Origin of the sequence: Pseudomonas sp. Irchel 3E19 (assembly GCF_900187585.1) — a bacterium.
Lineage (GTDB): Bacteria > Pseudomonadota > Gammaproteobacteria > Pseudomonadales > Pseudomonadaceae > Aquipseudomonas > Aquipseudomonas baetica.
Genome location: NZ_FYDT01000049.1, coordinates 1 through 13,771, shown reverse-complemented (window position 1 = coordinate 13,771; position 13,771 = coordinate 1). Strand labels below are relative to the sequence as shown.

11 protein-coding genes are annotated in these 13,771 nt (G+C 60.1%); 5 read left to right on the top strand and 6 right to left on the bottom strand.

Annotated elements, in window-relative coordinates; translation table 11 throughout:
• Window positions 1-169 precede the first annotated feature (169 nt).
• A complete protein-coding gene (locus CKW18_RS23745) occupies window positions 170-523 on the bottom strand; it encodes a hypothetical protein (protein WP_095191025.1) in 354 nt (117 codons plus the stop codon).
• Between the two features lie 504 nt (window positions 524-1,027).
• Here CKW18_RS23745 and CKW18_RS23740 point away from each other — a divergent pair.
• Window positions 1,028-5,923, top strand: coding sequence for an NAD-glutamate dehydrogenase (locus CKW18_RS23740; RefSeq protein ID WP_095191024.1), 4,896 nt, complete (start codon window positions 1,028-1,030; stop codon window positions 5,921-5,923).
• A gap of 174 nt (window positions 5,924-6,097) precedes the next feature.
• On the opposite strand, the gene CKW18_RS23730 is transcribed toward CKW18_RS23740, so the two are convergent.
• The 4 genes from CKW18_RS23730 to CKW18_RS23715 form a co-directional block, all read right to left on the bottom strand.
• Window positions 6,098-6,811 carry an ATPase gene (locus CKW18_RS23730; protein WP_095191022.1) on the bottom strand — a complete coding sequence of 238 codons (714 nt, stop codon included), beginning with the start codon at window positions 6,809-6,811 and terminating at the stop codon, window positions 6,098-6,100.
• Window positions 6,812-7,048: 237 nt separating this feature from the next.
• On the bottom strand, window positions 7,049-7,450 hold the full coding sequence (locus CKW18_RS23725; RefSeq protein ID WP_095191021.1) for a cupin domain-containing protein: 402 nt from the start codon (window positions 7,448-7,450) through the stop codon (window positions 7,049-7,051).
• 208 nt (window positions 7,451-7,658) lie between these two features.
• Complete coding sequence (locus tag CKW18_RS23720) at window positions 7,659-7,952, bottom strand: putative quinol monooxygenase (protein WP_095191020.1); 294 nt, start codon at window positions 7,950-7,952, stop codon at window positions 7,659-7,661.
• A gap of 123 nt (window positions 7,953-8,075) precedes the next feature.
• A complete protein-coding gene (locus tag CKW18_RS23715) occupies window positions 8,076-9,509 on the bottom strand; it encodes a PLP-dependent aminotransferase family protein (protein ID WP_095191019.1) in 1,434 nt (477 codons plus the stop codon).
• A gap of 360 nt (window positions 9,510-9,869) precedes the next feature.
• Between CKW18_RS23715 and CKW18_RS23710 the strand changes: the two genes are divergently transcribed.
• Complete coding sequence (locus CKW18_RS23710) at window positions 9,870-10,310, top strand: carboxymuconolactone decarboxylase family protein (RefSeq protein WP_095191018.1); 441 nt, start codon at window positions 9,870-9,872, stop codon at window positions 10,308-10,310.
• A 149-nt stretch (window positions 10,311-10,459) separates the two neighbouring features.
• Here the strand turns inward: CKW18_RS23710 and CKW18_RS23705 are convergent, their stop codons facing one another.
• Complete coding sequence (locus tag CKW18_RS23705) at window positions 10,460-10,774, bottom strand: hypothetical protein (protein WP_095191017.1); 315 nt, start codon at window positions 10,772-10,774, stop codon at window positions 10,460-10,462.
• A gap of 207 nt (window positions 10,775-10,981) precedes the next feature.
• Between CKW18_RS23705 and CKW18_RS23700 the strand changes: the two genes are divergently transcribed.
• From CKW18_RS23700 to CKW18_RS23690, 3 genes are read left to right on the top strand one after another with little or no spacing between them, the layout of a single operon-like run.
• Window positions 10,982-11,647 carry a secretin and TonB N-terminal domain-containing protein gene (locus tag CKW18_RS23700; protein WP_095191016.1) on the top strand — a complete coding sequence of 222 codons (666 nt, stop codon included), beginning with the start codon at window positions 10,982-10,984 and terminating at the stop codon, window positions 11,645-11,647.
• Complete coding sequence (locus CKW18_RS23695; RefSeq protein ID WP_095191015.1) at window positions 11,644-12,195, top strand: RNA polymerase sigma factor; 552 nt, start codon at window positions 11,644-11,646, stop codon at window positions 12,193-12,195. The genes CKW18_RS23700 and CKW18_RS23695 overlap by 4 nt, the downstream gene beginning before the upstream one ends.
• A 31-nt stretch (window positions 12,196-12,226) precedes the next feature.
• Entirely contained in the window at window positions 12,227-13,165 is a 939-nt protein-coding gene (locus CKW18_RS23690; RefSeq protein ID WP_095191014.1) for a DUF4880 domain-containing protein, read from the top strand.
• Window positions 13,166-13,771 lie beyond the last annotated feature (606 nt).

Here is a 13,771-nt window from a genome sequence, read left to right as displayed (position 1 = left end):
ACGGCATTTTGCGCAAAGTGCGGGAAATGACTGGGGGAATTGTTGGAATTTTGTAGGTCGGGAGAGTTTGCGGTGTTCTTTCGGGCCTCTTCGCGAGCAAGCTCGCTCCCACATTTGAACGGCGTATGTGGGAGCGAGCCTGCTCGCGAAGGGGCCAGCCCAGACGCCATCAAACTTCGTTAATGAAGGTGCCAGTCCCGTCAAGGATGTTCTTCAGGGTCTCGACAACCTCATCCAGATCAACCATGTGCGGGTTAAAGCTGATCTCCAGCACATCGTCCCCATTCAACGCATCGGCATCCGCCGCCGCAATCTCGATCTTCAACAGATTCGAGGTCAGGGTGACCTTAACGCCATCCAGCGTCGAAGGCTCGCCATCCAGGGTGATCTCCAGCTCATCCTCGTCCGGGTAGCGGCTCATCAGGAACATGTCGCCCTTGTCGCTGTGGCAGCAGAGCATGGCCATGTTGTCTTCTTCGTCATCGCACGGGTTGACGATCAGTAGGGCGGTGGTCATTTGCATGGGGGAATTCCTGCCTCGGGGGGCGTGTCGGTCGCTAATGGGCGCGATTCTGCCAGTCCTCGGGAATTTCTGCATGTGAGAGTGTCAGAGGATGTGTCGTGAACGCGACGTGGATCAATGGTCATTTCTGGCACGCATGTACCGTAAAAACGGGCATTCAGACCAGCGTTTTGCGCCACGAGTGCTAGTGTTTACCGGTGCCAAAGCCTTGGTTTACGTGCCAATGACCGAATATGTCGCAGCACCGCAAGCAGACACATTGTCGCACCCATTAAGCTGCGCAACGGATGAGCACCCGTAAAGGCATTGTCGGCAGCCCCGACAGTCGTTTTTGCAGATGCCCATTCATGGAAGGTGAATGTGACCTGAGTGTCTCGTCCAGCTTCACCCACCTGTCCCCCTGTTGCCTCTGCCCGAGAATCAGGAACAGGGCGACACAAGCCCCGAAAGGGGTGTAGCACGCGACGCTTTCCATCAATAACAAGCTTAAGCGGAGTACCACAGATGGCGTTCTTCACCGCAGCCAGCAAAGCCGACTTCCAGCACCAACTGCAAGCGGCACTGGCGCAGCACATCAGTGAACAGGCACTGCCACAAGTGGCGCTGTTCGCTGAACAATTCTTCGGCATCATTTCCCTGGACGAGCTGACTCAACGTCGCCTCTCCGACCTCGCTGGCTGTACTCTTTCTGCGTGGCGCCTGCTTGAGCGCTTCGATCACGCGCAACCGCAAGTGCGCGTCTACAACCCCGATTACGAGCGTCATGGCTGGCAGTCGACCCACACCGCGGTCGAAGTGCTGCACCATGACCTGCCGTTCCTGGTCGACTCGGTCCGCACCGAACTGAACCGCCGCGGCTACAGCATCCACACCCTGCAAACCACCGTGCTCAGCGTGCGTCGTGGCAGCAAGGGCGAGTTGCTGGAAATCCTGCCGAAGGGCAGCACCGGCGAAGGTGTTCTGCATGAATCGCTGATGTACCTGGAAATCGACCGCTGCGCCAACGCGGCCGAACTGAATGTGCTGAGCAAAGAGCTGGAGCAGGTTCTCGGTGAAGTCCGCGTCGCGGTCGCCGATTTCGAGCCGATGAAAGCCAAGGTGCAGGAACTCCTCGCCAAGCTCGACAACAGCGCCTTCGCCGTCGATACCGACGAAAAGAACGAAATCAAAAGCTTCCTGGAATGGCTGGTGGGCAACCACTTCACCTTCCTTGGCTACGAAGAATTCGTGGTCACCGATCAGGCTGATGGCGGTCATATCGAGTACGACCAGAACTCCTTCCTCGGCTTGACCAAGCTGCTGCGCACCGGCCTGACCTACGATGACCTGCGCATCGAAGATTACGCCGTGAGCTACCTGCGCGAGCCGACCCTGCTGTCGTTCGCCAAGGCTGCGCACCCAAGCCGTGTACACCGTCCGGCCTACCCGGACTACGTGTCGATCCGTGAAATCGACGCTGACGGCAAAGTCATCAAGGAACACCGCTTCATGGGCCTCTACACCTCCTCGGTGTATGGCGAGAGCGTGCGGGTCATCCCGTTCATCCGCCGCAAGGTCGAAGAAATCGAACACCGCTCCGGCTTCCAGTCCAAGGCGCACCTGGGCAAGGAGCTGGCGCAGGTCCTCGAAGTATTGCCGCGTGACGACCTGTTCCAGACCCCGGTCGACGAACTGTTCACCACCGTGATGTCGATCGTGCAGATCCAGGAACGCAACAAGATCCGCGTGTTCCTGCGCAAAGACCCGTACGGTCGTTTCTGCTACTGCCTGGCCTACGTGCCGCGCGACATCTATTCCACCGAAGTTCGCCAGAAAATCCAGCAAGTGCTGATGGAGCGCCTGAAGGCCTCCGATTGCGAATTCTGGACGTTCTTCTCCGAGTCCGTGCTGGCGCGCGTGCAGTTGATTCTGCGTGTCGACCCGAAAAACCGTCTCGACATCGACACCGTGCTGCTGGAAAAAGAAGTCGTCCAGGCGTGCCGCAGCTGGCAGGACGACTACGCCGCACTGACCGTCGAAAGCTTCGGCGAAGCCCACGGCACCAACGTGCTGGCTGATTTCCCGAAAGGCTTCCCGGCCGGTTACCGCGAGCGTTTCGCCGCGCATTCGGCCGTGGTCGACATGCAGCACCTGCTGAGCCTCAACGAAAAAAATCCGCTGGTGATGAGCTTCTATCAGCCGCTGGGCCAGGTCTCCGGCCAACGCGAGCTGCATTGCAAGCTGTACCACGCCGACACCCCGCTGGCGCTGTCCGACGTTCTGCCGATTCTGGAAAACCTCGGCCTGCGCGTGCTGGGTGAATTCCCGTACCGTCTGCGCCACACCAATGGCCGCGAGTTCTGGATTCATGACTTCGCGTTCACGGCCGCTGAAGGCCTGGACCTCGACATCCAGCAACTCAACGACACCCTGCAGGACGCTTTCGTCCACATCGTGCGTGGCGAAGCCGAAAACGATGCGTTCAACCGTCTGGTCCTGACCGCCGGCCTGCCATGGCGCGACGTCGCGCTGCTGCGTGCCTACGCCCGTTACCTGAAGCAGATCCGTCTGGGCTTCGATCTGGGTTACATCGCCAGCACCCTGAACAACCACACCGACATCGCTCGCGAGTTGACCCGGTTGTTCAAGACCCGTTTCTACCTGGCACGCAAGCTTGGCAGCGATGATCTGGAAGACAAGCAACAGCGCCTGGAGCAAGCGATTCTGACCGCACTGGACGACGTCCAGGTGCTCAACGAAGACCGCATCCTGCGTCGTTACCTCGACCTGATCAAAGCCACCCTGCGCACCAACTTCTACCAGACGGATGCCAACGGCCAGAACAAGTCGTACTTCAGCTTCAAGTTCAACCCGCATGCAATCCCTGAGCTGCCGAAGCCAGTACCGAAGTTCGAAATCTTCGTTTACTCGCCACGCGTTGAAGGCGTGCACCTGCGCTTCGGTAACGTTGCTCGCGGTGGCCTGCGCTGGTCCGACCGCGAAGAAGACTTCCGTACCGAAGTCCTCGGCCTGGTAAAAGCCCAGCAAGTGAAGAACTCGGTCATCGTGCCGGTGGGTGCGAAGGGCGGCTTCCTGCCGCGTCGCCTGCCACTGGGAGGCAGCCGTGACGAGATCGCGGCCGAGGGCATCGCCTGCTACCGCATCTTCATTTCCGGTCTGTTGGACATCACCGACAACCTGAAAGACGGCGCGCTGGTGCCGCCGGCCAACGTCGTGCGTCACGACGACGATGACCCGTACCTGGTGGTCGCGGCGGACAAGGGCACTGCAACCTTCTCCGACATCGCCAACGGCATCGCCATCGACTACGGCTTCTGGCTGGGTGACGCGTTTGCGTCGGGTGGTTCGGCCGGTTACGACCACAAGAAAATGGGCATCACCGCCAAAGGCGCGTGGGTTGGCGTACAGCGCCACTTCCGCGAGCGCGGCATCAATGTTCAGGAAGACAGCATCACCGTGGTTGGCGTCGGCGACATGGCCGGTGACGTGTTCGGTAACGGCTTGCTGATGTCCGACAAGCTGCAACTGGTCGCTGCCTTCAACCACATGAACATCTTTATCGACCCGAACCCGAACCCGGCGACCAGCTTCGTTGAGCGTCAGCGCATGTTCGATTTGCCGCGTTCGGCCTGGACCGACTACGACACCAGCATCATGTCCGAAGGTGGCGGTATCTTCTCGCGCAGCGCGAAGAGCATCGCGATCTCGCCGCAGATGAAAGAGCGCTTCGACATCAAGGCCGACAAGCTGACCCCGACCGAACTGCTGAACGCCTTGCTCAAGGCGCCGGTGGATCTGCTGTGGAACGGCGGTATCGGTACTTATGTGAAAGCGAGTACCGAAAGCCACGCCGATGTCGGCGACAAGGCTAACGATGCACTGCGCGTGAACGGCAACGAACTGCGCTGCAAGGTTGTGGGCGAGGGCGGTAACCTCGGCATGACCCAACTGGGTCGTGTGGAATTCGGTCTCAATGGCGGCGGTTCCAACACCGACTTCATCGACAACGCCGGTGGTGTGGACTGCTCCGACCACGAAGTAAACATCAAGATCCTGCTGAACGAAGTGGTTCAGGCCGGTGACATGACCGACAAGCAACGCAACCAGTTGCTGGCGAGCATGACCGACGAAGTCGGTGGCCTGGTGCTGGGCAACAACTACAAGCAGACTCAGGCTCTGTCCCTGGCGGCGCGTCGTGCCTACGAGCGCATCGCCGAGTACAAACGTCTGATGGGCGATCTGGAAGGCCGTGGCAAGCTGGACCGTGCCATCGAGTTCCTGCCGACCGAAGAACAGATCAACGAGCGCGTTGCGGCAGGCCACGGTCTGACCCGTCCCGAGCTGTCGGTGCTGATCTCGTACAGCAAGATCGACCTCAAGGAGCAGCTGTTGGGTTCCTTGGTGCCGGATGATGACTACCTGACCCGCGACATGGAAACGGCGTTCCCGCCGACCCTGGTCAGCAAGTTCTCCGAAGCCATGCGTCGTCACCGTCTGAAGCGCGAGATCGTCAGCACCCAGATCGCCAACGATCTGGTCAACCACATGGGCATCACCTTCGTTCAACGACTCAAAGAGTCGACCGGCATGAGCCCGGCGAACGTGGCTGGCGCCTACGTGATCGTGCGCGACATCTTCCACCTCCCGCACTGGTTCCGTCAGATCGAAGCCCTGGACTATCAGGTCTCTGCTGACGTGCAACTGGAGCTGATGGACGAGCTGATGCGTCTGGGTCGCCGCGCTACGCGCTGGTTCCTGCGTGCCCGTCGCAACGAGCAGAACGCTGCCCGTGACACCGCGCACTTCGGTCCGCATCTGAAAGAGTTGGGTCTGAAGCTCGACGAACTGCTCAGCGGCGAAATCCGCGAAAACTGGCAGGCGCGTTATCAGGCTTACGTCGAAGCCGGTGTGCCGGAGTTGCTGGCGCGTATGGTCGCGGGTACCTCGCACCTGTACACCCTGCTGCCGATCATCGAAGCCTCCGACGTGACCGGGCAGAACCCTGCCGAAGTGGCCAAGGCCTACTTCGCCGTGGGCAGTGCGCTGGACATCACCTGGTACCTGCAACAGATCAGCGCGCTGCCGGTTGAAAACAACTGGCAGGCCCTGGCCCGTGAAGCGTTCCGTGATGATGTCGACTGGCAGCAACGTGCGATCACCATCTCCGTCCTGCAACAGGGCGACGGCACTCAGGACGTGGAAGCACGCCTGGCGCTGTGGATGGAACAGCACGAAGGCATGATCTCGCGCTGGCGCGCCATGCTGGTGGAAATCCGTGCGGCGAGCGGCACGGACTACGCCATGTATGCCGTTGCCAACCGCGAACTGCTGGATCTGGCGTTGAGCGGGCAAGCGGTGGTGCCTGCGGTTGCTGCGAATGCCGAGCCTGAATTGGCGTAAGTAGTGGCTGAATGAGAAAGCCCCGGTGTCGTGAGATGCCGGGGCTTTTTTATGTCTGAAGGTTTTGCGGTGCCTGTTCTGGCCTCATCGCGAGCAGGCTCGCTCCCACATTGGTTTTGTGATCGACACAAGTCCCCTGTGGGAGCGAGCCTGCTCGCGAAAGGGCCCTTACATTCAATACAACTTCTGACCTTGTTTACTATCGAGCATCGACACGTTACTTGTCGGTCTGGTCAATAAATTACTGAGCGACTGGTCAAACTTCTGCAGCGCCCTTACTTGCACATCCTGTTGCTGATTAATATCCGCGACAATGTCTTCAGACCCTTTGAAGTCCGCCCAGATCGGCGTCAGTTCTTTCGCCTCCGAACCTTTCGCCGTGCCGATGTAGTGAAGTTGCGCATCATAAAAATCGGCACTGACATCGGCCTTGATATCGGAACTGCGCGAAGTAATCAGTTGGCTGTGGGTATCGACAATTGCCACCACATCCGGTCTTGCAGCGCGCAGGCTTTGCATGTTCGGGTAGACCGTCACTGAGCCGAACTGGCGTTGCAGGGAGGCGTTGACCCAGTCAACGGCCATGTCCGGTTTTGAGCTGGCGACATAGGCGTCGTGGATCGGTTGCACCAGCAGGCTCTGGCCGAAACCGGTGCCGGCGTTGGCCTGATAGTCGCGCAGGTATTCGCGATTGGTCTGGGTACTTGGGCTGTAGATGACGCCGAGCGCGACGCCGGGACCGCTTTTCACCTGAGTGGCGCTGCTGCGGCCGGTCGGGTGGGGCAGTAGCGTGTCGAGGGATGAGACCGCTCGCGGAGCGGTAGGCACTGAACAGGCGGAGAGGGCTAAAACCGAAATTACCAACGTACTGGCCAACGCAAGTTTCATGGTGAATCTCCCGTGAAACAACTTCAGTCGGAAAGTTGCAATTGCCGAGTTTTAAAACGGCGCTCGGCGCTAACTCAGACTAAACCGGAGAACCTGTAAGGCAGCTGACAATTTGTCGGTTTATCAGCGCGTGGATAGTTTTATTTGCTTTAAACGCAATCGGTTAATTGCCCCGAGCAATAAAAAGGCGCAAATCAGCGATTTGCGCCTTTTTATTTATGGCTGGCCAAACAACCATCAGTCTTTCAGGGGGATCAACACCTGTTCGTCCGGGGCCAGCACCATAAACACCAGCAACTTGGCCGGTTTGCTTTTGCTGGCATTTTTCGACACCAGATGCTCGGAGCCGGCGGGCTCGTACCAGAACTGGCCTTTCTTGTAGGTGGTCGCCTGTTCACCTTTCACCTGGGAAATCACTTCGCCTTCGAGCACATAGGCCATGGCCGTGCCCTCGTGTTTGTGCGCGATGGAAGACTGGCCGGGTTTGTAGTCGACCTCGATCATCATGGCTTTTTTGCCGGGGGCGTTTTTCAGCATCTGGTCTTGCAGGACGGTGACTTTTTCGGACGGGTCATGGGCGAGGGCTGAGGCGGAAATCGTCAGGGCGAGGGCGGCGGCGAGGACGTGCAGGGCTTTCATGGCGGGTTACCTGTGAGGGTTGGGGGTGCAATCACAGTAGTCCGCAGGGCAGGGCATTCAAACGGCCAATATTCTGGAAGATCAGGTGACCAATTGGTGGGGCTTCAGGAAGAAAATGGGCGGGGCGCAATACGCCTTCGCGAGCAAGCCCGCTCCCACAGGGTACGCATTCCAATGTGGGAGCGGGCTTGCTCGCGAAGGCGTCGGGTCAGACGATAGGAAAGCTGTTGAAATCCACACTATTGGCCAGACGGCTATCAATCAAGTCGATAAAGCCCTGCGCCTCGGGCCGGTTGAAATGCGCCTGCATCGCCGCTTCCGATTGCCAACGGGCACTGACCATCCAGCGGTGGCTGTCCTCGGGGCAGCGGTCGACCATATAGGAGTCGCAGCCCGGCGTTTCGCGCAGGGTTTCGACGATCTTCTGCAGTTGCTTGCCCAGTTCATCCGAACGGCCGGCGGCGGCCTGCACCTGTACGGTGTTGATCACTTCGTTGGACATTGCTCACACTCCTGAATCAGGCCGGACGAATCCTGCTCATTGAGGGAAAACGCCTTTGCAGAATAGGCCTGCACCCCGGTATCACCAATAACCAATCGGCGGTTAATCGGTTAGGCCAATCACTCAAGCCACTTGCTGGAGGATGTCGCGCAGGCGATCCAGGGCGATATCGATGTCCAGGTTTTCGATGGCGCCGAAGCCGAAGTACAGACCACTTTTTATCGGTTGCTGATAGTAGAAGCCGTCGATGGCGTAGAGGCCGACCTCGACCTTTTTTGCCAGCTCGATCACCAACGGCAAATCGATCGGCCGTTTGCAGAACGCCGCCATGTGGAACCCGGCGCTGGGTGGCACCGCCTCAAGCCACGGCGACAGATCGCTGGCCATGCGCGCCAGAATCCGTTCGCGGCGCTGGGCGTAGATCGTATGGCAGCGGCGGATATGCTTGAGCAGGCAACCCTCGGCGATGAACTTCGCCAAGGCCCATTGCGGCAGGGTGCAGGCATGCAGATCAGTGAGTTGCTTGGCACGGATTACCGCTTCGAGGATCGCTGGCGGCAGGATCGCATAGCCCAGTCGCAGCTCCGGCAGCAGGGTTTTGGAGAACGTTCCGACGTAGGCGACGATGCCGCGCTGGTCGAGGCTGAACAGGGAATCGGTGGGCCTGCCTTCGTAGCGAAACTCGCTGTCGTAGTCGTCTTCGATGATGATTGCGCCCAGTTCATAGGCGCGGGCCAGCAACGCCTCGCGCCGCGCCTGGCTCATCGGCATGCTCAGGGGAAACTGGTGCGAGGGCGTGACGTAGATCAGTCGCGTGCCCTCGGGAATTTGCTCAACCACAATGCCTTCGTCATCCACGGGCACGCCGACCACATCCGCGCCGTGGGTGCCGAACAGCAAGCGCGCCGGCGGGTAGCCCGGGTCCTCCATCGCGACCCGACTGCCGGGGCTGATCAACACGCGGGTGATCAGGTCCAGCGCCTGTTGCGCGCCGTTGCACACCACAATGTCTTCGTCCTGGCAGTTCACCCCACGGGAAAACGCAATGTGCCGGGCAATCGCATTGCGCAGCGCCGGCAAGCCTTCGGGCACGCTGTAGAAGCCTTTTGAACCGGCCATCTGGCGCATCGCATGAGAGACACAGCGGCGCCAGTCGTCATGGGGGAACTGGCCCTTGCTGGTGGCGCCGCCGATAAAGTCGTAGCGCAGCGAACCTTCCAGCGTCGGGTGACGCAGAAACACCGGCAGATTGCGCCAGCGCTCGATCACCTCGGCGCTGGCCAGTTCGGTATGGCTTTGCTTGCGCTGGACTTGCGCCGGGCGTGCGTTGACGTAGGTGCCTTTGCCGATCACGCCGGTGAGGAAGTTTTCGTAGGTCAGTTGGGCGTAGGTGTCGGAAATGGTTTTGCGCGAAATCCCCAGTTGCTCGGCCAGCAAGCGGCTCGGAGGCAATTGTGTGCCAGCGGCCAAACGCCCGGATTCGATGGCGCCACGCAGTTGCTGATACAACTGACCGGCCAGATCCTTGCGGCCGTTGATCACAACGTGAAGTTCCATACCGACTGGGCTCCGGAGGGCGAATTGAGTGCCCGCCAGATTACCGCTGTTGCGGGATGGGCAATAGTTGCCTACCCGAAAAACCCGAAATTGGCCCCAATCCCACCCTGACTGTAGCCAGACACAAATCTCGTCCCCACCATCATTCCCATGTGGGAGCGGGCTTGCTCGCGAAGGCGTCGTATCAGGCAACTGAACTATCGACTGACTCACCGCCTTCGCGAGCAAGCCCACTCCCACAGGGGGATTTGTGTTTGGCTGGGATGCAGTGGTGTGCCGGTTTTCCGTGCAATTGGGGCTGTGATGCATCGCTGTCAGCGTTTACGGTGAAGTCATTATTCCGTCTACCGAGACCTGCCCATGTCCCCGCGCCTGGATTACTACAACGCTTCGCCCAAGGCGATGAAAGCGATGATTGCCATGGAGGCGCTGACCAGCAACCTGAGCATCGAGCAGCCGCTGCTGCAACTGATCAGGATCCGCGCCTCGCAACTCAACGGCTGCGCGTTCTGTACCGACATGCATTCGGTGGATGCGCGGAGGGCCGGGGAGAGTGATCGACGGTTGTATGCGATCGCGGTGTGGCGCGACAGCAACTTCTTCAACCCGCGTGAGCGTGCGGCGCTCGCCTGGGCGGAGGCGGTGACGCTGCTTGCCGACAGCCATGTGCCGGATGACATTTACCAGCAGGCGCGCGAGCAATTCAGCGAAGGGGAGATGGTCGACCTGACCATGGCCGTCACCACAATCAACAGCTGGAATCGCCTCGCGGTGAGCTTCCGCCAAACCCCAAGCGACTAGCACCACATGATCGTTCCCATCCGGGGCATGGGCACAATCAGTGTAGGAGCTGCCGAAGGCTGCGATCTTTTGATCTTGTTTTTTAAAGGCAAAGTCAAAAGATCGCAGCCTTCGGCAGCTCCTACATGGGTGTCATTGGTTCGTCGATGTCACTGCGGTGGACGTTGCGGTTTCACCGACGTACCAAAGGTATTGCCCATCCGCGTACTGGTCGCGGCCGGTGTCGCGAGGCCGACCTGATTCGGCGGCCGTTTGTTCACCGGCACATTCAGCGCCTCTTGATTCTTTTTCGCCGCCGCAGCGCCTTCGGGGTTGTTGCCCATCTGCTGGCTCAGGCAATCGTAATTCGGCGCCTTGTAGCCGCCGACCGTCACCTCGACACAGCCCAACGGTTCCTCGGCATAAGCGCTCGACAGCGCCATCAACAACAGCCCGCCAAGGCTCAATCGCCACAGTGTGTTCATGCTCGCCTCCTGGCCGGCCCGACGGGGCCGCGCTTTGGTTTGAGTCTAGTGCAAGCCGTGCGCAATTCCCGTGATGGTTTTTTTGCACCGCCCGTCACACCAGATTCATAAACAGCCCTCAGGATGACGATTTCCAAGGATTCGTCAGCCGTGCAGCGAGGCAATTCCACGGACGGGTTTCAGCGTTCAACGAGGCTTGTGCGCCGGATGTGTCTGGGGTGGCTGCTTGGCTGTACGGCGGGCCACGCCATGGCCGATGCGGTGCCGGCGGACCTGCGCATGACGCTGCACATTCCGGCACAGGATCTGGCGCACGCGCTGGATCAGTACAGCCACGCCACCGGTGTGGCGGTGCTGGTCGACAGTCAGTTGAGTCGCGGCCGGCGCTCGTTGGCGGTGGATGGCGAATACACCGCCGCCGATGCCCTGCGTCGATTGCTTGGCGGCAGTGGTTTGATGGCGCGCTACGCCCGGGACGATGCATTTACCTTGCAAGTGGCGCAGGTCGAAGACGTGCCGGCGCCGCCGCAAAAACAGACGCCGGAAAGCGTCGCGGTCAACCGCAGTTACGCCACGGCGGTGCAAGCGGCAATCGAGCGCAACCTGTGCCGCTCGCCGCTGACCCGTCCCGGCAGTTATCGCGCGGTGTTGCAGGTGTGGGTCGGGCGCGATGGCCTGGTGCAGCACAACCGGTTGGTCACCTCGACCGGTGATGTACGGCGCGATAACGCGCTGGTGGAAAGCTTTCGCAATCTCAGGATCGACCGGCCGACGCCCAGCGCATTGCGTCAGCCGGTCACGTTGCTGTTGTTACCGGAGTCGTCAGGGAAACGCATGGAATGCACCAAATGGGAAGGAGTTTCCGGGGGATGAAAGACACCGGACAAGGTTCGATGGCTCAACTGTTCCTGACGTCTTACGAGGACTTCAGGGTGCGCCTGCGTCGGCGTTTGGGCTCGGATGATCTGGCCAACGACGTGTTGCACGAGACCTGGCTGCGGGTCGACCGCATGGAGACGCCGCCCAACCTTTTGCGACCCAATGCCTACCTCTATCGCATGGCCCTGAACATCGCTGCCGACCGGCGTCAGGCTGATGCGCGCCTGCTCACCGGCGAGGAGGTCGAAGAGCTGCTGCAAATCGGCGACGAAGCGCTCGACCCGGCGCGGGTGGTGGGCGGGCAAAAGGAAATCCAGTCGCTGCTCAATGCGCTTTACGAACTGCCGGCGCGGCGTCGGCGGATCTTCATCGCCGCGCGCCTGGAGGAGGCGCCGCATCTGGAAATCTCCCAGCGCTTCGGCATTTCCACGCGCATGGTCGAGAAGGAAATCAAAGCGGCGTTGGGCTTCTGCGCAGCCAAACTGGAAAGAAAAGTGTTTCAGCGGTTCGGTCGCGGGGCCGGAAAACCGTCTTCTGAATAGTGCCCGATCATTTCGTTGAGAATCTGCGCGTTTGAACATCTTTCGACTGACACCTGCCGAGCCATCGGCGGCCGACCCTCTGCACAGCGAAGCCCGTGACTGGCTGGTTCTGCTGACCTCGGGCCGCGCCACCGTCGCCGACGCCCGCGCCTTGCGCGAATGGTGCGCCCAGAGCGCCGAGCACGCCCGCGCGTTCGAAGAGGCCAAGCGGTTGTGGCACAACTTGCAACCTGCCGCGCAAGGCTTGCAGGCGCCGCGCGGGTTTGGTCGACGTACTTTTCTCGGTGGGGCGATTGCTGCGTCGGCGGCGTTTTTGCTGGTGCGCGGGACGATTCCTGGTGGTTTTGAAGGGCTGGGCGCTGACTACATTACTGAGGTCGGCCAGCAGCGCCGCTTTGAACCGGCGCAGGGTGTGAGCCTGGAGCTGAACACGCAGACGCGGATCAATCAGCGTGCAGTGTCTGAAGGTGTGCAGGGTTTTGAACTGGTCAGTGGTGAAGTTGAAGTGCAGACCGCGCGGTTGCCGTTGGCGATGCAGGCTGGGGGAGGGTGGTTGCGCGCGAGTCAGGCGCGTTTCAACTTGCGTAACACGGATCAGCAAGTCTGCGTGACCTGCCTCGATGGCGCGGTGGAAGTCGACGTTGAAGGCCGCAGCCTGCGCCTCGAACCGGGGCAGCAAGTGACCTACGACGCGCGGCAAGTTGGCAGCGTACAAAGTGTCGACACGGCGGCCGTGATGAATTGGCGGCAGCAGGTGTTGGTGTTTAACGGGGCGACGTTGAGTCAGATGATTGATGAGATCAACCGCTACCGTCCCGGCATGTTGCTGCTGCTCAACCGCGAACTTGGCCAACGCCGCGTCCATGCTCGTTTCAGCCTTGACCAACTTGCTGGCGTTGCATTGCTGATTCGGGATGCTTATGGCGTCAAATGCACTGAGTTGCCGGGTGGCGTTGTCGTTTTGAGTTAGTGGGTTTTATTGGGTACATATCCGTTGCTGCGGTAACGGCGGCTTAGGGTTCCGCCCTGACGGCGGGTCACCTTTTCCAAACGCCGAAAAGGTAACCCAAAAGGCTTGCTCCTACGTGCGGCCCGCTCGCTGAGGCTCGGGGTTCCTTCGCTCCGGGATCCATCCGGGCGCATCGCCTACGGTTTGCTTCGCTGCACCTCCTCTCGATGCATTTGGCTGCGCCAAACGGTCGCTGCGCTCCCTCCCCCGGATAAATCCCGGAACGAGGCCTTCCGACGTCGCCCGTGGAACAAGATCAAGATCAAGAGCTGCAGCCGAGCTAACGCTCATCCTGTTGAGTGGGGCGGCTTTGCCGCTGGGGCTGTACGCAAATTTAAAACGGTGGGAGCGAGCCTGCTCGCGAAGGCGGCCTGCCAGCCAACCAACCCCAACTGACCAGCCCCAATGCCTGTGGGAGCTGGCTTGCCAGCGATGACGGCGGGAGTGTCATTAATTTTGTGTTCGGGCATAACATGCTGCAGAGGTGCATGTATGCCAACCAAAAAGAAACCGGCCCGTGAGGCCAAGCGTGACCTTCCGTCCATTCCAAAAGAGCTGATCGACCAG